Origin of the sequence: Marseilla massiliensis, from assembly GCF_023336985.1 — a bacterium.
Taxonomy (GTDB): Bacteria; Bacteroidota; Bacteroidia; order Bacteroidales; family Bacteroidaceae; genus Prevotella; species Prevotella intestinigallinarum.
This window is the reverse complement of sequence record NZ_JAMBLP010000013.1, coordinates 17,031-37,094: the sequence shown is the minus strand read 5'-3', so window position 1 is coordinate 37,094 and position 20,064 is coordinate 17,031. Positions and strand designations below refer to the sequence as shown.

16 protein-coding genes and 1 tRNA gene are annotated in these 20,064 nt (G+C 59.7%); 11 read left to right on the top strand and 6 right to left on the bottom strand.

Annotated features, from left to right (window positions below):
• Positions 1-38: 38 nt before the first annotated feature.
• From topA to M3089_RS09945, 8 genes are all read left to right on the top strand, one after another.
• On the top strand, positions 39-2,387 hold the full coding sequence (gene topA, locus M3089_RS09980) for a type I DNA topoisomerase (protein WP_249083821.1): 2,349 nt from the start codon (positions 39-41) through the stop codon (positions 2,385-2,387).
• A 35-nt stretch (positions 2,388-2,422) separates the two neighbouring features.
• Positions 2,423-2,950, top strand: a complete 528-nt coding sequence (locus M3089_RS09975) for a shikimate kinase (protein WP_249083820.1) — start codon at positions 2,423-2,425, stop codon at positions 2,948-2,950.
• A gap of 84 nt (positions 2,951-3,034) precedes the next feature.
• Positions 3,035-4,927, top strand: coding sequence for a biosynthetic arginine decarboxylase (gene speA, locus M3089_RS09970; protein ID WP_205111095.1), 1,893 nt, complete (start codon positions 3,035-3,037; stop codon positions 4,925-4,927).
• A 74-nt stretch (positions 4,928-5,001) separates the two neighbouring features.
• The gene (argB, locus tag M3089_RS09965) at positions 5,002-5,775 is read left to right on the top strand and encodes an acetylglutamate kinase (RefSeq protein WP_249083819.1); all 774 of its coding nucleotides are present in this window, start codon (positions 5,002-5,004) and stop codon (positions 5,773-5,775) included.
• 754 nt (positions 5,776-6,529) lie between these two features.
• Positions 6,530-7,051 carry an RNA polymerase sigma factor gene (locus M3089_RS09960; RefSeq protein WP_249083814.1) on the top strand — a complete coding sequence of 174 codons (522 nt, stop codon included), beginning with the start codon at positions 6,530-6,532 and terminating at the stop codon, positions 7,049-7,051.
• On the top strand, positions 7,041-7,568 hold the full coding sequence (locus M3089_RS09955; protein WP_205111090.1) for a hypothetical protein: 528 nt from the start codon (positions 7,041-7,043) through the stop codon (positions 7,566-7,568). Before M3089_RS09960 ends, M3089_RS09955 begins: the two co-directional genes overlap by 11 nt.
• The gene (locus tag M3089_RS09950; RefSeq protein ID WP_205111088.1) at positions 7,565-8,074 is read left to right on the top strand and encodes a DUF4252 domain-containing protein; all 510 of its coding nucleotides are present in this window, start codon (positions 7,565-7,567) and stop codon (positions 8,072-8,074) included. Before M3089_RS09955 ends, M3089_RS09950 begins: the two co-directional genes overlap by 4 nt.
• Before the next feature lie 319 nt (positions 8,075-8,393).
• A complete protein-coding gene (locus M3089_RS09945) occupies positions 8,394-9,599 on the top strand; it encodes a helix-turn-helix domain-containing protein (protein WP_249083813.1) in 1,206 nt (401 codons plus the stop codon).
• A gap of 86 nt (positions 9,600-9,685) precedes the next feature.
• Here M3089_RS09945 and M3089_RS09940 read toward each other — a convergent pair whose 3' ends face one another.
• Together M3089_RS09940 and M3089_RS09935 are read right to left on the bottom strand one after the other, a co-directional pair.
• A complete protein-coding gene (locus tag M3089_RS09940) occupies positions 9,686-10,285 on the bottom strand; it encodes a hypothetical protein (RefSeq protein WP_249083812.1) in 600 nt (199 codons plus the stop codon).
• A gap of 532 nt (positions 10,286-10,817) precedes the next feature.
• Positions 10,818-11,990: an MFS transporter gene (locus tag M3089_RS09935; protein WP_249083807.1), complete on the bottom strand. Its 1,173-nt coding sequence runs from the start codon at positions 11,988-11,990 to the stop codon at positions 10,818-10,820.
• Positions 11,991-12,341: 351 nt separating this feature from the next.
• Here M3089_RS09935 and M3089_RS09930 point away from each other — a divergent pair, with 351 nt between their 5' ends.
• Entirely contained in the window at positions 12,342-12,884 is a 543-nt protein-coding gene (locus tag M3089_RS09930) for a hypothetical protein (RefSeq protein WP_249083806.1), read from the top strand.
• A 148-nt stretch (positions 12,885-13,032) separates the two neighbouring features.
• Here M3089_RS09930 and M3089_RS09925 read toward each other — a convergent pair whose 3' ends face one another.
• The 3 genes from M3089_RS09925 to M3089_RS09915 form a co-directional block, all read right to left on the bottom strand.
• The gene (locus tag M3089_RS09925) at positions 13,033-15,147 is read right to left on the bottom strand and encodes a S46 family peptidase (RefSeq protein ID WP_249083804.1); all 2,115 of its coding nucleotides are present in this window, start codon (positions 15,145-15,147) and stop codon (positions 13,033-13,035) included.
• Positions 15,148-15,153: 6 nt separating this feature from the next.
• Complete coding sequence (locus tag M3089_RS09920; protein WP_249083802.1) at positions 15,154-16,653, bottom strand: oligosaccharide flippase family protein; 1,500 nt, start codon at positions 16,651-16,653, stop codon at positions 15,154-15,156.
• A 274-nt stretch (positions 16,654-16,927) separates the two neighbouring features.
• The gene (locus tag M3089_RS09915; RefSeq protein WP_249083800.1) at positions 16,928-18,157 is read right to left on the bottom strand and encodes a nucleoside recognition domain-containing protein; all 1,230 of its coding nucleotides are present in this window, start codon (positions 18,155-18,157) and stop codon (positions 16,928-16,930) included.
• Between the two features lie 975 nt (positions 18,158-19,132).
• Between M3089_RS09915 and M3089_RS09910 the strand changes: the two genes are divergently transcribed.
• Both M3089_RS09910 and M3089_RS09905 read left to right on the top strand, forming a co-directional pair.
• Positions 19,133-19,345 (top strand): hypothetical protein, encoded by a 213-nt coding sequence (locus tag M3089_RS09910; protein WP_249083798.1) that lies wholly within the window; start codon positions 19,133-19,135, stop codon positions 19,343-19,345.
• Between the two features lie 17 nt (positions 19,346-19,362).
• Positions 19,363-19,436, top strand: a tRNA-Arg gene (locus M3089_RS09905).
• A 127-nt stretch (positions 19,437-19,563) separates the two neighbouring features.
• Here the strand turns inward: M3089_RS09905 and M3089_RS09900 are convergent.
• Entirely contained in the window at positions 19,564-20,046 is a 483-nt protein-coding gene (locus tag M3089_RS09900) for a DUF4625 domain-containing protein (RefSeq protein ID WP_249083796.1), read from the bottom strand.
• Positions 20,047-20,064 lie beyond the last annotated feature (18 nt).

Genomic DNA, 20,064 nt, shown 5'->3' with positions numbered 1-20,064 from the left:
GCTTACTTTTGCACCCCAAACAAACCATCATACCGAGTATGCTTAAGAATTTAGTCATAGTAGAGTCGCCGGCCAAGGCGAAAACGATAGAGAAGTTTCTGGGCAGTGACTACAAGGTCATGTCGAGCTACGGCCACATACGCGACCTCAAGAAAAAGGAGCTGAGCATAGACACCGAGACGCTCGAACCCCACTACGAGGTGCCCGACGAGAAGCAGAAGCTCGTCAAGGAGCTGCGCCAATGCGCCGGGCAGGCAAGCCAGGTATGGCTCGCCTCCGATGAAGACCGCGAGGGAGAGGCCATATCCTGGCACCTGTGCGAGGTGCTCGGGCTCGACGAGAAGAACACCAACCGCATAGTGTTCCACGAGATAACGAAGCCAGCCATACTCGAAGCCATAAAGCACCCGCGCCACATCGACATGAACCTGGTCAACGCCCAGCAGGCGCGCCGGGTGCTCGACCGCCTCGTGGGCTTCAAGCTCTCGCCCGTGCTGTGGCGCAAGGTGAAGCCCGCCCTGTCGGCCGGGCGCGTGCAGAGCGTGGCCGTGAGGCTCATAGTAGAGCGCGAGCGCGAGATACAGGCGTTCAAGAGCGAGCCCTACTACCGCGTGGCGGCCGTGTTCGCCCTGACCGCCGCCGACGGCTCGGCCACCGAGGTGAAGGCCGAGCTCGACACCCGGTTCAAGGCGCACAGCGAGGTCGAGGCCTTCCTCGAGAGCTGCAAGGACGCCACCTTCCGCGTGAGCTCGGTGGCGAAGAAGCCGCTGCGCCGCATGCCCGCGCCGCCGTTCACCACCTCGACGCTGCAGCAGGAGGCCGCGCGCAAGCTCGGCTTCACCGTGTCGCAGACGATGATGATAGCCCAGAGGCTCTATGAGAGCGGGCGGATAACATACATGCGTACCGACTCGGTAAACCTGTCGACGCTCTGCCTGGCCGCCAGCCGCGACGAGATAGTGAGGCTCTGGGGCGAGAGATACAGCAAGACGCGCCAGTACCACACCCACGCCAAGGGGGCGCAGGAGGCCCACGAGGCCATACGCCCCACATACATGGACGCCACCACCATCGACGGCACGGCGCAGGAGAAACGGCTCTACGACCTGATATGGAAGCGCACGGCCGCCAGCCAGATGGCCGACGCCGAGATAGAGAAGACCACCGTGACCATAGCCATAGAGCCCGCGGGGGGCAAGGCCGCGGCCGGCGCGCCGCAGTTCACGGCCACCGGCGAGGTGGTCAAGTTCGACGGCTTCCTGAAAGTATACCGCGAGTCGTCCGACGACGACGACCAGGGCGCCGACGAAGGCTCGCGCCTGCTGCCGCCCATGGCCGAGGGGCAGGAGCTGCAGCGCCGCGAGGTGACCGCCACCGAGCGCTTCAGCCAGGGCCCCGTGCGCTACACCGAGGCCAGCCTGGTGCACAAGCTCGAGGAGCTGGGCATAGGCCGCCCGTCGACCTACGCCCCCACGATAAGCACCATACAGCAGCGCGACTACGTGCACAAGGGCGACCACAAGGGCGAGGAGCGCCAGTACACCGTCGACACGCTCAAGGGCAAGGTGGTGACGCAGAAGACCCGCACCGAGATGGCGGGCAGCGACAAGGGCAAGCTGCTGCCCACCGACATAGGCATCGTGGTGAACGACTTCCTGATGAAATACTTCCCGGTGATAATGGACTACAACTTCACGGCCAAGGTGGAGCAGAAGTTCGACGAGATAGCCGAGGGGGGCGAGAAGTGGACCGACATGATGAAAGACTTCTACCGCGACTTCGAGCCCGTGGTTGAGAAGACCCTCAACACCCGCTCGGAGCACAAGGCCGGCGAGCGCGAGCTGGGCACCGACCCGGCCACGGGCAAGCCGGTGTTCGTGAAGATAGGCCGCTACGGCCCCGTGGTGCAGATAGGGGCGGCCGACGACAACGACAAGCCCCGCTTCGCGCAGCTGCCGTCGGACAAGGGCATGGAGACCATCACGCTGGCCGAGGCCCTCGAGCTGTTCAAGCTGCCCAGGGAGCTGGGCGAGTTTGAGGGCCACAAGGTCACGGTGGGCGCCGGCAGGTTCGGGCCCTACATACTGCACAACAAGAAATACGTGTCGCTGCCCAAGGAAGACGACCCGCTCACCGTCACGCTCGGCAAGGCCGTGGCGCTGATAGAGAAGAAAAGGCTGCTCGAGCAGCAGCGCCACATAAAGACATTCAACGGCGACAACCCCATAGAGGTGCTCAACGGGCGCTACGGCCCCTACCTCACCTTCGGCGGCAAGAACTACCGCCTGCCAAAGGCCATGCACGCCCGGGCAGCCGACCTGACGCTCGAGGAGTGCGTGGAGGTGATAGACGCCGCCGAGCAAAAGAGCGAGCAGAAGAAGAAATGACACCGCCCCGACAGGGCGACAACACCACGCAAGCAATGACCCGGATAATCATCATAGGCTACATGGGGGCCGGCAAGACCACCGTGGGCAAGGCGCTGGCCAGGGAGCTGGGCCTGCAGTTCTACGACCTCGACTGGTACATCGAGGCCCGGATGCACAAGACGGTGCCCCAACTCTTCGCCGAGCGGGGCGAGCAGGGCTTCCGCCAGGTGGAGAGGGCCATGCTCCACGAGGCCGCCGAGTTCGAAGACGTGGTGCTGAGCTGCGGCGGCGGCACGCCGTGCTTCTTCGACAACATCGACTACATGAACAGCCGGGGGCCCGTGGTCTACCTCAAGGCCACGCCCGAGGTGCTGCACAGCCACCTGATGATGGGCAAGACGGAGCGCCCGCTCATCAAGGGCAAGACGGGCGACGAGCTCACCGGCTTCATAGCCAGGCAGCTGGGCGAGCGCGAGCCCTACTACGCCAAGGCCCGCTACACCTACGACGTCAACCTGCTCGACAGCCACGGCAAGGTGGGGCTGGCCGTGGCGGGCATCAGGAAGATGCTCGGCGTCTGACCGACGCGGCCGGCGGCAACGCCCGTACGGCCGGCGCAAGGCTAAACCATACACATCATAGAAACCCAACGACACAGAGAGAAAATGAAAAAGTGGACCATTGAAGACTCCAAGGAGCTGTACAACATCAACGGGTGGGGCACGTCGTACTTCGGCGTCAACGACCGAGGCCACGCCTACGTCACGCCATGCAAGGACGAGACGCAGATAGACCTGCGCGACGTGATGGACGAGCTCGCGCTGCGGGACGTTACTCCCCCGGTGCTGCTCCGCTTCCCCGACATCCTCGACAACCGCATCGAGAAGACCAGCAGCTGCTTCAGGAAAGCGGCCCAGGAGTACGACTACAAAGGCGAGAACTTCATAATCTACCCCATAAAGGTGAACCAGATGCAGCCCGTGGTAGAGGAGATAATAAGCCACGGGCGCAAGTTCAACCTCGGGCTCGAGGCCGGCTCCAAGCCCGAGCTCCACGCCGTCATCGCCGTGCAGTGCCAGAGCGACTCGCTCATCATCTGCAACGGATACAAGGACCAGAGCTACATAGAGCTTGCCCTGCTCGCCCAGAAGATGGGCAAGCGCATATTCATAGTGGTCGAGAAGCTCAACGAGCTCGACATCATAGCCCGCGTGGCCAAGAAGCTCGACGTGAAGCCCAACCTGGGCATACGCATAAAGCTGGCCTCGTCGGGCAGCGGCAAGTGGGAAGACAGCGGCGGCGACGCCAGCAAGTTCGGACTGACGAGCAGCGAGCTGCTCGAGGCGCTCGAGCTGCTCGACAAGAAGAACATGCGCGAATGCCTCAGGCTGATACACTTCCACATAGGCAGCCAGATAACGAAGATACGACGCATACAGGCCGCCCTGCGCGAGGCGTCGCAGTTCTACATACAGTTGCACAAGATGGGATACAACGTCGACTTCGTCGACTGCGGCGGAGGGCTCGGCGTAGACTACGACGGCACGCGCTCGCCCAGCAGCGAGAGCTCCGTGAACTACTCAATACAGGAGTATGTCAACGACTGCATCTACACCTTCGTCGAGGCAGCCAACAAGAACGGCCTGCCCCACCCAAACATCATAACCGAGAGCGGCCGCTCGCTCACGGCACACCACTCGGTGCTCGTAATAGACGTGCTCGAGACGGCGTCGCTGCCAGAGATGCCCGAGGAATACGAGCCCACGGCCGACAGCCACCAGCTCGTGCGCGACCTGTACGACATCTGGGACAACCTGAACCCGCGCACCATGCTCGAAGACTGGCACGACGCGGAGCAGATACGCGAGGAGTCGCTCGACCTGTTCAGCCACGGCATAGTAGACCTGCGCACACGCGCCGAGATTGAAAGCATGTACTGGAGCGTATGCAGGGAAATCAACATACTGGCCAAGCAGCTCAAGCACACGCCCGAGGAGCTGGTGAACCTCGACAAGCTGCTGGCCGACAAGTATTTCTGCAACTTCTCGCTCTTCCAGTCGCTGCCCGACGCCTGGGCCATCGACCAGCTCTTCCCGATAGTGCCCATACAGCGGCTCGACGAGCGGCCCACGCGCAGCGCCACGCTGCAAGACATAACGTGCGACAGCGACGGCAAGATAACCAACTTCGTGACCAACCGCAACAACTCGCACATACTGCCCGTGCACGCGCTCAAGAAAAACGAGCCCTACTACCTCGGGGTGTTCCTCGTGGGGGCCTACCAGGAGATTCTGGGCGACATGCACAACCTGTTCGGCGACACCACGGCCGTGCACATCAGCGTGAGAGACAGCCACTACCACATAGACCAGGTGATAGACGGCGAGACGGTGGCCGAGGTGCTCGACTACGTGCAGTACAACCCGCGCAAGCTGGTGCGCCAGCTGGAGATGTGGGTGACCAAGAGCGTGAAGGAAGGGCGCATCACCCTCGACGAGGGCAAGGAGTTCCTGAGCAACTACCGCTCCGGGCTCTATGGCTACACTTACCTTGAGTGAACGACAGCAGGGCACGGGGCTGCAGCCGCCACGCGCCGGCCGGAGCCCCCGACACCCAAACAGCAGACATTGAGATGAAAGAAAAACTGACAATAGTCAAGGTTGGCGGCGCCGTAGTGGAAGACCCGGCGCAGCTCGGAGCCCTGCTCGACGGCTTCTGCCGCATCGGCGGGCGCAAGGCCCTTGTCCACGGGGGCGGGCGCCGCGCCACCCAGGTGGCATCGCGCCTCGGCATAGAGAGCCGCATGGTGGGCGGGCGCCGCATCACCGACGAGGCCATGCTCGAGGTGGTGACCATGGTCTACGGCGGCCTTGTCAACAAGGGCATAGTGGCCGCCCTGGCCTCGCGCGGCGTGAGCGCCATAGGCCTCACCGGTGCCGACATGGACGTGATGCGCTCACACCGCCGCCCGGTGAGAGACGGCATCGACTTCGGCTTCGTGGGCGACGTCGACCGCGCCGACGCCAAACGGCTCTCGGCGCTCATCGAGGGCGGAGCCGTGCCGGTGCTGGCACCGCTCACCCACGACGGCAAAGGCCAGCTGCTCAACACCAACGCCGACACCATAGCCTCGGAGGCCGCCAAGGCACTGGCCCAGGCATACGACGTGACGCTCGTCTACAGCTTCGAGAAACCCGGCGTGATGGCCGACGCCGACGACCCCACGTCGGTGATACCGTCGATCACCCGGGCCGACTTCGAGCGGCTCACGGCCGACGGCACCGTGGCCGGCGGCATGATACCGAAAATAGAAAACGCCCTCGCGGCCGTGGAGGCCGGCGTGAGCCGGGTGGTCATCACCCAGGCATCGGCCATAGGCACCGATGCCGGCACCGTGGTGCACTGACGGCACACAGCCATGCCACGCCCCGAGCCAAACAGCAATACGGCCCGTATCACCCGCTGATACGGGCCGTTTCGCATTGCAAAACAGCCCTCCCTGCAACGCCATGAGGCCCACGGCGGCTCACCGGATAAACCCGGGGGCTTTTTAGGAGGTGTTTTTTTAGGAGTGCAGGAGTACAGGAGTGCAGGAGTACAGACAATGGTTTTTGTGTATAACGGAGTTAGAGGGAGGTAGAAGGATTTATGGGGAGTTAGATGACAATAGTATTTGACTATCTCTTCCTGCAACACTTTCCCCATGCTCCCAGAGCTCCCATGTTTCCAAAACCATTGCCTCAACTCCTTTACTTCCTAACTCCTTAACTCCATCCCACCCTCCATCAAGCAAACGCCATTGTCCTCTAACTCCCCATAAATCCTTCTACCTCCCTCTAACTCCATTGTACACAAAACCATAACTCCTTCTACCTCACTCTAACTCCATTGTAAACAAAACCATCGTCTTAACTCCTTTACTTCCTAACTCCTTAACTCCCTACCTCCCTCCATCAAGCAAACGCCATTGTCCTCTAACTCCCCATAACTCCTTCTACCTCCCTCTAACTCCATTGTACACAAAAACCATTGTCTTAACTCCTTTACTTCCTAACTCCTTAACTCCCAAATAAAATATACACCGCGCAAAAAGACAACATAAAAAAAATTGCCCCGGCGTGTAACATTTCCCCCGCACAATCGTCTACAGTATAGAGAGGATGAAAGAAATAAGTTTTCGGAACGACGTCTTGCCACTGAAGAACGAACTCTTCCGGCTCGCTCTCCGCATTACTCTCAATAACGCGGAGGCAGAAGACGTTGTGCAAGAAACGATGATAAAAGTGTGGAACCGCCGCGACGAATGGCACGCCATAGAGTCGATGGAAGCCTTCTGCCTCACCGTTTGCCGCAACCTGGCCCTCGACAAAAACAAGAAGATGGCAAGCCAGGGCCGCAGCATGGACGACACCCCAGGCGCAGAGCCCACCGACGATTCCACCGCCTCGAACCCCGAGCGCAAGGCCATGCTCACCGACAGCGTGAGCCTGGTGAGGCGCCTGATAGACAGCCTGCCCGAAACGCAGCGCAGCGTGATGCAGCTACGCGACATAGAGGGCAAGAGCTACAAGGAAATAGCCGCCGTGCTTGGCATCAGCGAAGACCGCGTGAAGGTGACGCTCTTCCGCGCACGGCAGGCGATAAGACAACGATTCAACGAAACAGAAAGATATGGACTATAAGTACATCGAACAGTTGATAGAGCGCTACTGGCAGTGCCAGACCTCTCTTGAAGAGGAGCAGATACTGCGCGCCTTCTTCAGCCAAGAGCAAGTGCCGGAGAACCTCCGCCGCTACGCGCCGCTGTTCGCCTACAGCCGCGCGGCCAGCCAAGAGCAGTTGCCCGGCGACGACTTTGACTCCAGGATTCTGGCCATGACCGAAGACAGGCCCGCACCCGTCAGGGCACGCACCGTGACCATGCGCAGCAGGCTCATGCCCCTGTTCAAGGCAGCCGCCGTGGTGGCCATCATAGTCACCATAGGCAACGCAGCACGCTTCTCCGCCGGGCACGACGCCGCCAAGGACGACATCAACTATGCCGGCTACAAAGACACATACACCGACCCCGCCGTGGCCTACGACGAGATGGAAAACGCCCTGCAGCTTGTCTCCGAGGGCATCAGCAGCGCTGCGGCAGCCGACACCGCAAGCAAAGCCGCGCCGGCAGCCGGGGCCGACTCAACACTGAAGCGATGAGACGCCTGCTATGCTACATAGCCGCAATGGTCGCCACAGTGGCGGCAGCGGCGCAGACCAGCCTCGACTTCGCATCGAAGTTCATGCAGCTCTGCACCGAGGACACGGCCGTACACTGCGTGACGATCAGCCCATCGATGATGGAGCAGCTAACCAAGCAGCCAGGGGCCGCCCGCGACGAGGCCATGGCCGAGGCCATCGAGAAGCTCAAGAGCGCACGAATAATAACGGCAAGCGTGCACGGGGCCGACTACTACAAGAGGGCCGAGAGCCTGCTCAAGGACAACCCGCAGCGCTTCCGCCACGCACAAGACTACCGCAGCGCCCACGCCTACGGCACGTTCTACGTGAGGCAGACAACCAGCGGCGACACCGTAGAGCTGGTGATGATACACACAGACACCAAGGCCGGCAGCATGGTCATAGTCAACCTGACGGGCGACATAGACCGCGACTTCATAAGGAGCCTGACAAAGAGCATCGCCGGGCGAACGGCACGGGCCTGACAAACAAGACATTTCTATGCTTTCTCATATAATAATCATGTTTAGTTAAAACAAAAAAAGAAACTGTGAAGTTTCGATTCTCTCAAATTTTTCAAACATACTAACGTTGACGCGGGGCCGCCTGGGAACAATCCCAAGGCGGCCCCGGTCTGTTGTGGCGCCGCCACGGGCCCCGGGGGCGGCAGGCCTGCCCATGCGCCACGCCACCGGCGAAAGCCGGCCACAGGCCCGCAAAACGGCGCCGGAGGCAAAAAAAATGGATGAACAACGCAAAAACACAGGCAGGCGACGCAATAAATGCGGATAAAAATGATTATTTTTGCAGACAAAAGCCCCAACCACGACCCACTGCCGCGCCACGCGCCGCAGGGCCACAAGCACCGAAGGCAAGGGCCGCGGGGGCGGAAACAAACCTAAGACAACACAGAAGCACATGCCACAACTGAGCCTGACCACATTCTTCAACGGCGTGTCGACAGCCTACTTCGCAATAAACGCCTGCCAACTGCTGGCCAGGCGGCAGCGCACGCGCCTGCAAACGCTGCTCGGGGCCATCTGCGCCTACTGGGCACTGACCACGGCCAAAGACCTGGCGGCGCTGCTGCCACACGCCTATACGCCGCGCATGCTCGACGCAATACAAGTGGCCGACGGGTGGAGCGCCATCACCTTTGCCTGCCTACTGTTCGAGCTGACCACGCCGGGGTGGGTCAACGCCCGCAGGGTGGCGCTCACGGCACTGCCCTTCGCCCTGCTGACGGCGCTCTATACGGCCATGCCATCGCACACCATGGCCACCGTCTACATGGCCTTCCTGGCCCTGTTCGGGGCCACGGTGATAAGGATTGGCTACGCAAGGGCCGAGATTTACACCGCCTATCTCTACACCAACTTCTCTGACATAGACAACATGGACATATCGTGGCTCAAGAAACTGTATGTGGCGGGCTTCGCCTACATGCTTCTCTGGGTGGTAGTGTCGGTGGTGAGGCACCCCGCCGCCGACTCGCTGATATACCTGGCGGGCATAGCCTTCTGGCAGCTCACCATACACTTCTGCGACAGGCTGAGGCCCGTGGCGCCCGAACCCTACGACGACGGGGCCGACATCAAGGCCGCCCCCAACCCTCGCGACTTCACCTTTGCAGGCCGGATGGAGAGCATGGTGGAAAACGACAGGCTGTATCTCGACCCGAAACTGTCGCTCAGACAACTGGCCGAGAGGCTCGGCACCAACCGCACTTACCTGAGCCAATACTTCAACGAGGTGAAGGGGGTGACGTTTTACGACTACATCAACGCCATGCGCATAAACAAGAAAAGCGTACCCCTGATGCAAGAGCACCCGGAGTACACCCTGGATTACGTGGCGCAGCAAAGCGGCTTCAACTCACTGTCAACCTTCAGGAGGGCCTTCCGCAAGTACACCGGCACCACGCCGGGCTGCTATGCGCCCCCAGGAAGCCCGTCGCCCAACAACGGCGACAGTGGCGCCGCGCCGATGGAACGGGCCGAAAACGGCTGAAATGCGCCACAAACATGCTGTTTTGCCGGCGGCGGCACACCCCCGCGGGCGTGCCGCACAGGGCCCGACGGCGGCCGAGGCAGCCGTCATTGCGGCTCGGCATCCCACACCACGGGCACATTCTTGAACGTTATCATGCCCTTTGACTGCGGGTCTATGAACGCCCCGACCTTGATAACCTGCATCTGCCTGACCGACCTCGGCACGTCGCGGTAGTGGGCATCGGCATCGTCGAGGGCCACCTTGACAGCCACACCCTCGGTCAGAGGCTTGCGAAACTGGCCGTCGGTGCCCGTCAGATACTGGTTGCCGTCTTGGTCTACGGCCATCGACTTCACGTTGTCTACAGCCCCGCCAAGGCCCACAGAGGCCTTGTTGGCCAGCATCTTGATCTTGAACACAAGGTAGACCGTGCCGTAATTCTCAGACGTGCTCCTGCCGTAGGCACCCACCAGCTCTACATCCATCACCGAAGCGAGCGGGTTGATCATGGTGCCGCCCGACGCAACGGGCACCTCGCGGCCCTCGGCAGCCTCCTGGCCGGTAAACTGCCCCACCACCTTGTCTACTGCCTCTATTCCCTGCTTGGCCTTCTTCAGTATGTCGCCAAGCTGGGCGCAGGCCGGCTGGCTGCCGGCCAGCGCCATCGCCGCACACACGGCGAGCGTCTTCATCCTGCTTTTCATTTTCCTCTTCTTTTTACGGTTGCGTACTCAATAATATGTAGTTATCATTTCCCTATGGGCAGCTTGACTTTTGCAAAGGCAATGCAAACGAGAGCATTGTGGTACACCCGATAAACATAGTGGGCTTTTAGAAGTTAAGGAGTTAGGGAGTAAAGGAGTAAAGACAATAGTATTCGACTGTCTTCCCGCAACACTTTCCCCATGCTCCCAGAGCTCCAATGTTTCCATAGCTATTGTCTGTACCCCTGCCTTCTGTCTACCGCCACCTAAATATACCCTAAACTATTGTCTGTACTCCTGAACTCCTGTACTCCTGAACTCCTAATAAGCCTCCTGGATTTATCTGGTGAGCCGGCATTGTGAGCTCGCTCACTGATTGCCGAGTGCAGCTTGACTTATGCAAAGATAAGCCAAAATGCGGAAAAAGCCGAACCCTGAGGCCCGGCGCACAAGTCAATGGATAAAAAGAAGAGGTCAATTAGTAAAAAACGGGGCATGAGGCGCAAAAAAGCCACATTCCATCGGCACGCTGTCAGTAGCGCGAACAGAGCGTAACCACGAGCGAGGCAGCAGCCAGCAGGGCGCCGACGGCACACACACCGTCCCATCCGGCCATGTTCCAGCCCAGTGCCGACAGCATGGTGCCCATGGCCCCGCCCACGAAATAGGTGGTCATGAAGATGGTGTTGGCGCGGTTTGCCGCGTCGGGCACCTCTATCATGCACGCGCTCTGGTTTGACAGTTGCAGGCACTGCAGCCCGATGTCTATAAGAATGATGGCCACCACAAGGCCCGCATAGGTGCCGTCGAAGCCCCAGGCCACAGCCCACGCCCCCATCAAGACCACCGCCCCGGCCACGCTGAAGCGGCGAACGCCGAAGCGGCCTACCAACCGCCCCATGCCGCCGGCAACCATGGCGCCTGCCACGCCGCACAGGCCGAGGGCCCCCACGGCGTCGGCACCGGCGCAGAATGGCTCGGCCGCCAGCCTGAAAGCCATGCACGACCACACCGACAGCATCGACCCGAAGCCCAGGGCGGCCCGCACCGAGCACACGCGTATGCGCCCGCTACCGGCCACCATGCGCCCCACGCTGGCCATGAGCTGGGCCCACGAGCCGCTGAAGTTGGGCTTCATGGCGGGCATCATGGCCAGTATGACCGCAAGCGAGGCCACCATGGCCACCGAAGCCACGGCAAACATGGTGCGCCACCCGAGCCATTGGCCCACCATGCCGCTGACCACCCGCGAGGCCAGAATGCCGCACAGCAGTCCGCTGAGCACGCACCCTATGTTGCGGGCCTTGTCGGCCGGGCGCGAATACTGGCCCGCCATGGGCATGAACAGCTGCGGCACCACCGAGCAGGCGCCCATCACGAGCGACGCCGCCCACAGCACCCATGCCTCGGTGGCGATGGCAATGGCGGCCGTCATCAGCGCCGCCCCCACCATGCACGTCACTATGATGCGCCGCCGCGACCACAGGTCGCCCAGCGGGATGATGAGGCACAGGCCCAGGGCATAGCCTGCCTGGGTTACCACGGTGACCATGTTGGCCTCTACCTCGCCCATGCCAATGTCGGCACGCATCAGCTCGAGCAGCGGCTGGTTGTAGTACAGGTTGGCCACGGTGAGCCCCGCCATGGCTGCCATCATGAACAAAAGGCGGCGGGGGATGCCTTTGTCTGGCTGCAGTTCTATCATGTAGCGTTATGTTTTCTTTTCATCACATAAGCGGCGCTCGGCAATTCGCAAGTAAACTTGCATTGCTCTCGCTTGCATTGTCTTTGCCGTGACAGCCCGCCGAGGCAGGCACGGGGCTGCCGCCACGGGCAGTTACGGCCTGCAAAGTTACGACATTTATCCCAAACGGGGCATCACAACCACCACCTATTACATTTTATCGGTGTGCAAACCGCCTGCCACTGTTGCCCGCAGGGCGGCATGTCGCCGAAGAGAAGGCTGCCTACATGTGCCGTAATGCGGCATCATTGGCCAGCATGCCGGGCCGTTGTCGTTTTCCCCCGCCGGACGCTTCCGTTGCCATTATAAAAAGTGTATATTTGCGAAGAGACAGTCTTCAAATCGAACCGGGCAGATGTTGAAATTGAAAGGTCGATGCACCTGTCGATGAAACGTGCCGTATTGGCTTATGAAACAGGCCGTATGGCAGTGAAATACGGCCTGTTTCATGGCTCGGAATGGCACAGGAGCGAAAACGATGCCAACGGAGCATGGCACAAGCCAAGCAACCACAGCAGCGGCGCGACAAGCCGACTGAAGGCCGCAGACATTAAGTATAACAAAAAAATGATGCGCGATGAAGAAGTTTTTGACAAACACAATGCTCTTGTTGATTATCTGCTGGGTGTTCAATGCCGCCGAATGCCTGCTGACACCCCCGCATTAACTCAGCCTCAAGGACATAGTGACCTTGCAGAGCTTTGCATTTTCCATACTTACGATAATGGCATTGAATTATGTAAACAAAGAAAAAGAATAGGTAAAACCAGCACCTTTGGCCATGTGGCTGCTTTCGCAGCAGCGCCTTGCCACGGCAACAGCCTTTGGGGGGCGAGCCTCCGTCATGCCTATTGACGCTTGGCCAGGCGCCAAAGCCTTGCCCGCCAAGAGCCGCCGCCGCGGCCTCGGTGCCATGCCGGGCTGCCACCGGCCCGGAGGAAACGCAAGCGGGGAGAGCCATCAGGCCCTCCCCGCATGTTTACACATAGGCAGCGCCGGAGCGTCACTTGCGGAACATCTCCTCAAGCAGGCGGTCGGCGTGGCCCCACTTGTCCATCATGTAGATGACATAGCGTATGTCTACGCCAATGCAGCGGGCCAGGCGGGAGTCGAAGAAAATGTCGCTCGACAGGCTGTCCCAGTTGCCGTCGAAGGCCAGTCCGATGAGTCGTCCCTTGCCGTCGAACATCGGCGAGCCGCTGTTGCCGCCCGTTATGTCGTTGTTGGTGAGGAAGCAGAGCTGCATCTTGCCCGTGGCCTTGTCGGTGTAGCGGCCGAAGTCGGCGGCCGACATGAGCTGCTGCATCACCGGCTCGGCAAAGTAGTCGGGCTGCACGGCGCTCTTCTTCATCTTCTCGACTATGCTCTCGGCCGTGGTGTAGTAGCCCGAGGGCTTGCCTCCGAGCGTGAACCCGCCCACCTGGCCGTAGCTAAGCCGCATCGTGAAGTTGGCGTCGCTGTAGTTGGGCATGTCTTGCTCCATGCGCAGCTTGGCCGCGCAGAGGTAGCGCTCCTGCTCGTCGATGGAGTCCATGATGGCTTGCAGCGGGGCGGTGAGGTCGCCCATCACGGCCGTTATGTCGAGGCCCATCTTCACGCCGGGGTCTTTCATGAACGACTTCTTGTTGATGTAAATCTTCTGCCCGGGCTTCATCAGCACGGAGTTGGCCCACACGTAGTCCACATACTTGCGGCAGTCGCCGGCATAGTCGGCGTCGATGGTCTTGTAGAAGTCGGGCAGGTACTTGGCCGGCACCTGCTTGCGGTAGTTGTCGAGCAGCACGGCAAACATCTCCTTGTCGGTGGCCTCGTCCCAGTGCTCGCTGTTGTCTTCAAACTCAACGTACTGTTTCTTTTTGCTCTTCTTCGGGCCCTTCACCTCCATGCCGTTGTGCACGCGTATGGCCCGGGCCGCCAGCTCGCTCGTGCCGTAGAAAGTCTCGCCGAAGAACGTGCGCGACTTCACCAGGTCGAAGCACCCGTCGTAGATGCGCTTGAGCTCGTCGAAGTCGAGCTTGCCCTTGAGGTAGCCCGTTGAGTCGACGTAGGCGCGCACCTTGCGCTCGAAGGCGGCCTTCTGCGCAATCAGCCCTATGCTGTCGATGCACTTGTTCATGCCCAGTGAGTTTTTCCAATAGTTGGAGCTCGAGGCGTATGCCGTCTCATACTTTATGCGCACGGCGTCGCTCTGCCTCATGTGGCGCATCATCACTTCCTGCTTCACGCCCCTCACCTGTGCCCTCGGTGCGTTGCGCGCATCGCGCCGCTCGCGTATGCCGTACGACGAGAGGTAGCGGCTGGTAGAGCCCGGGTAGCCTATGGTCATGGAGAAGTCGCCCTCCTTGTAGCCGTCGAGCGACACCGGCGCCCACGATGCCGGATGGTAGGGCACGTTGTCTTTGCTGTATTCGGCGGGGCCGTTGGTCTTCGGGTCGGCATATATGCGGAACACGGAGAAGTCGCACGTCTGCCTGGGCCACATCCAGTTGTCGGTCTCTCCGCCGAACTTGCCCATCGACTTTGGCACGGTGAACACCAGGCGCACGTCGCGGAAGTCGCGGTATGTGGTGGCGTAGTACTTGTTGCCCTCGTAGAACGGCTTTATCTCGAGGCGCAGCGTAGAGTCTTTCTGCTTCACCTCCTTCGACCATGCGTTCTCGAGCGAGTCGACAAAGTCGGCCTGCCTCGACGGCTTCATGTCGTAGATGCCCATCTGGCTGAGCCTGTCGGTGACGTCTTTCTGCTCGACCATGAAGCTCACGAAGAGGTCTTCGTTGGGCAGCTCGTCGGCATACGTCTTGGCGAAGAATCCGTTTTTCATGTAGTCGTGCTCCACTGTGGAGTGGGCGTTGATGGCCCCGAAGCCGCAGTGGTGGTTGGTGAACACAAGCCCGTCGGGCGATACGACCACGCCGGAGCAGAAGCCCCCGAAGTTGAGCACCACGTTCTTGATGGCGTCGGGGCCCGCGTAGAGGCCGTCGTAGGGCACGGAGAAGCCGTAGCCCTGCATCTGGTTGTAGACAGCCTGTGGCAGGTCGTAGAGCGTCCACATGCCTTCGTCGGCATGGACGGCCGCGGCCGAAAGCACCGCAGCGATAAGCAATGTTGACTTTTTCATGATTGTTTATTTATTGTCTTGGGTATTGTCGTTGTCGGTTCCCTTGCCGCGGGCAAGCCTCCGGCCCACCACGGGCAGCGCCCCGAGGGGAAAGTCGCGCCAAATGGTGTAGGCCACGAACACGGCTATGAGCGCCGTGTTCACCGCCAAGGCAGCCGCCAGGGGCAGCCGGGCGTTGGCCTGGGCCATGCCGGCGTAGAGCACGGCCGCCAGGGCCACGTATGAGAAGATGCGGCCCAGGGGATAGCTGATGGGGTAATAGCGCTGGCCTACGAAGTAACTGAGCAGCATGGCCGTGGCGTAGCCCGCCACCCCGGCCCACGCGCAGGCCATGTAGCCGTAGCGCGGCACGAAGACCACGTTGACGGCGATGAGCACCACGCAGCCCGCCCCCGAGAACCAGGCCCCCCACACGGTGCGGTCGGTGAGCTTGTACCAGAACGACAGGTTGAAGTAAACGCCCATCATTATCTCGGCCGCCATCACTATGGGCACCACGCGCAGCCCGCCCCAGTAGTCGCGGGCTATGATGAACTTGAGCAGCCCTATGTATCCCACGACCACGAGGAAGGCCATCAGCGTGAATATCACGAAGAACTTCATGGCCCGGGCGTAGGTGTCGCGGTTGTCGCTGTCGCGCGACTTGCCGAACACGAAGGGCTCGTAGGCATAGCGGAAGGCCTGGGTTATCATGGCCATGACCATGGCCACCTTCGACGCGGCGCCGTAGATGCCCAGCTGCTGGTGGGCGTCGGGGGCGTCGTAGATGTATGGGAAGAGTATCTTGTCGGCCGTCTGGTTGAGTATGCCGGCAATGCCCAGCACGAGCACCGGCCATCCGTAGGACAGCATGCGGCCCATCAGGCGGCGGTCGAACACATAGCCGAAGCCGGTGAGCTCGCGGCGGAAGCACAGCGTTATGCCGGCCGTGCAGGCCAGGTTGATGTAGAAGGCGTAGCCAACGTCGGTGGGCCTGCCCGTGATGTGGGGCAGGGCGATGAAGCAAAACAGGTTGAGGGCTATGTTAACCACGATGAAGAGCAGCTTGAGGGCCGCAAACTTTACTGGGCGCTTCATGTACCTGAGGTAGGCGAACGGTATGCACTGGAAGGCGTCGATGGCCACGGTCATGGCCATCACCCACACGTACGACGGATGGTCGGCGTAGCCCATGAAGGCCGACAGCGGCCCGATGAAGGCCAGCACCAGCGCCACGAAGGCGGCCGAGGTGGCTCCCACGCTTATGAGGATGGTGGAGTAGACGCGCTGTGGGTCTTCGCCCTCTTTGTTGGCAAAGCGGAAGAAGGTGGTCTCCATGCCGTAGGTGAGTATGACAAGCAACAGGGCCGTGTAGGCATACATGTTGGTTATCACACCGTAACCGCCGCTCTCGGCCGACAGCTTGGCTGTGTAGAGTGGCACGAGCAGGTAGTTGAGAAACCTACCAACTATGCTCGACAGTCCGTAGATGGCCGTATCCTTGGCCAATGACTTTAAGTTTGCCATACTTTTTCTATATTCTTGAGAATGCAGGAGTCAGGAGTACGGGAGTGCAGACATTTGCATCGGGATGCAGGAGTGCAGGAGTACTGCAGTGCAGACATTTGCATCGGAATGCAGGAGTGCAGGAGTACAGGAGTGCAGACATTTGCATCGGAATGCAGGGGCCTGGAGTGCGGGAGTGCAGACATTAGTCTTTCCCACAACCTTCTGTTGACACCGCGCAGCCCTTTCTTAATCCTTAATTCTTAATACTTAATACTTAATTCAATCATTAATTCTAAAAGAACATGTAGCACACACCTATGGCGGCGACGACACCGGCCAGGTCGGCCAGCAGTCCGCACGCCACGGCATGGCGGGTGTAACGTATGCCCACGCTGCCGAAGTAAACGGCGAGGATGTAAAACGTGGTGTCGGTAGAGCCCTGGAATATGCAGCTCAGCCTGCCCACAAACGAGTCGGGGCCGTAGGTGGCCATGGCGTCGACCATCATGCCCCGCGCCCCGCTGCCCGACAGGGGTTTCATGAGCGCCGTGGGCAGTGCCCCCACAAAGTCACTGTTGCCTCCGCAGGCCTCGACGGCCCATCTCACGCCGCCCACAATCATGTCCATGGCCCCCGAGGCACGGAACACGCCGATGCCCACGAGTATGGCCACGAGGTAGGGAATGATGCGCACGGCGGTGGTAAAGCCCTCCTTGGCTCCCTCGATAAAGGCGTCGTAGACGTTGACCCGCCTACGCACGCCGGCCAGTATGAACGCCACGATGATGGTCATCAGCAGTATGTTGGCCACGCTTGTGCTCACAAGGTTCATCCGGTCTTTGTCCATCTGGCCGAAACCCCATATCACCGCGGCCACGGCCACGCACATGCCGCCAAGCGTGAGCAGCAGCGTGCGGTTGAGCAGGTTGATGCGCTGGTAGATGCTGGTGGCCACAATGCCCGCCAGGGTTGAGAAGAACGTGGCCAGGAGTATGGGTATGAACACGTCGGTGGGCTGCCCGGCACCCATCTGCGCGCGGTAGACGAGTATGCTCACGGGTATGATGGTGAGCCCGCTCGTGTTGAGCACGAGGAACATTATCATGGGGTTGGTGGCCGTGTCCTTGCGCGGGTTGAGCCCCTGCAGCTGCTCCATGGCCCTCAGGCCCAGCGGTGTGGCGGCGTTGTCGAGGCCAAGCATGTTGGCGGCAATGTTCATGAAGATGCTGCCGGTGGCCGGGTGGCCCTTGGGTATGTCGGGAAACAGGCGCGTGAACACTGGGCTGAGCAACCGCGACAGCGCGTCAACCACTCCGCCACGCTCGCCTATCTTCATGATGCCGAGCCAGAGCGAGAGCACGCCCGTGAGCCCGAGAGATATCTCGAAGGCTGTCTTCGACGAGGCGAACGTGGAGTCGATCATGGCGGGAAACACGCCGGTGTCGCCCATCAGAACCAGTTTCACCACGCCAATGGCGAAGGCTATGACGAAGAACGATATCCAGATATAGTTTAAAACCATTGCTCTATTCTTTTTTTATTAGGAGTTCAGGAGTACAGGAGTTCAGACATTTGCTACAGTATGCAGGAGTGCAGGAGTACAGAAGTGCAGACATTTGCAGCAGTATGCAGGAGTGCAGGAGTACAGAAGTACAGACATTTGCAGAAGTATGCTGGAGTGCAGGAGTACTGAAGTGCAGACATTTGCTACAGTATGCTGGAGTGCAGGAGTACTGGAGTACAGACATTTGCAGCAGTATGCTGGAGTGCAGGAGTACAGAAGTGCAGACATTTGCATCGGGATGCAGGAGTGCAGGGGCGCAGACATCAGCATCTGTATGCTGGAGTGCCGGAGTACGGGAGTGCAGACATTTGCCTTTTCCGTCGCCTTACGCTCACACCGCGCAACCCTTTCTTAATCCTTAATCCTTTATTCTTAATAACTTGGATGCGCAGACATTTGCCCTTTCTACAGCATTCTGTTGTTACCGCGCAGCCCTTTCTTAATCCTTAATCCTTTATTCTTAATAACTTGGATGCGCAGACATCAGCCTTTTCCGTCGCCTTACGCTCACACCGCACAGCCCTTTCTTAATCCTTAATCCTTTATTCTTAATACTTAACCCTTAGCCTGGGGCAGCATCAGCCATTGCCAACGGCAACTTGCGGCATGGCGCAGCCCTTTTTCACTTTTACCTTTTTTATTTATTATCTTTTCACTTTTTTACTTTTATACGTCTTGCAAAGATAGCCCAAAAAGACTAAACGGCAAAAAAAATGGACACAGACTTGACCGTAGGCGCAAAAAAAACGGAATCTGCCCACGGTCAAGAGGCGGGCTGCAACGCTGTTTGCGTTCACCGGAGTATGCGGGTGCACAACGGGCCGGGCGCCACCGGCCTGTCCGGCCGTAGACACAAAGCATCATGACCAAGGCCGCAGAGGCGGGCACACGGCTGCAAAGAAATACGCAAAGGGTGGCACATAGCCATGAACAATGAAGTACATAGCCATGAACAATGAAGCAAGGAGCCATGGAAAAGAAAGCACGAAGCCATGGAAAAAGAGGCACGAAGACATGCAAAACCGGGCACAGAGGGCAAAAAACAGGCTAAAACGCACTTTTTTTGAGTGCCGCGGCATTTTTTTGGCGAAAATGTTTGGCCGTTCAAAAAAAACTGCGTACCTTTGCACCGCAATTCAGAAATGAGGCGCAAACAAAGCGTTGGCTCCGTAGCTCAACTGAATAGAGCATCTGACTACGGATCAGAAGGTTACGGGTTTGAATCCCATCGGAGTCACAACAAGCAAAGAGACGCATCCACAAGGATGCGTCTCTTTTTTTTCATTCCGCCCAACGGGCCTGCTTGGGTCGGCCCTCCGGCGCGCCGCCCTGGTGGCAGCATGGCCGGAAAGGCCGCCCGCAGGTCAGTAGGCACCGTCTGTAATCTTTATGCTCACGGCCTTAAGCTGCTGCCAGCCGGCCTTGTCGGTAACGCGCACCATGAAGTGGTAGTCGCCCGTGTCGATGTCGGCGGGTATGTCGATATCTACCTTCGCCTCATAGCGGCGGCTTCCGTCGGGAATGGCGAACGACCGGTTGTATACCCATGGCCTCACGGGTTGCTTCTTTGGGTCGAAGTCGCAGTCGCCCGCCGATGTAGAGTGCGAATGGTGGTCAAAGTTGTTGTGCACCTCGATGTTGTAGTTGCCGAGCTCCACATTGTCGGAAAACACATAGCGCACAGCCACCGTCTCGCCCCTGTGGTACACCTGGCAGTCGGCCGGCGAGGCCACCGCCCCACTGGCAATCACGGGTTTCTCGAGGTCGGCCTCGGCCTCGTCGGCGGCAGAGCATGCCGCCGCCATCAGCGCGGCGCATACCAAATGACATATATTCCTGGTTTTCATAACGTTTTGTTGTTGTGC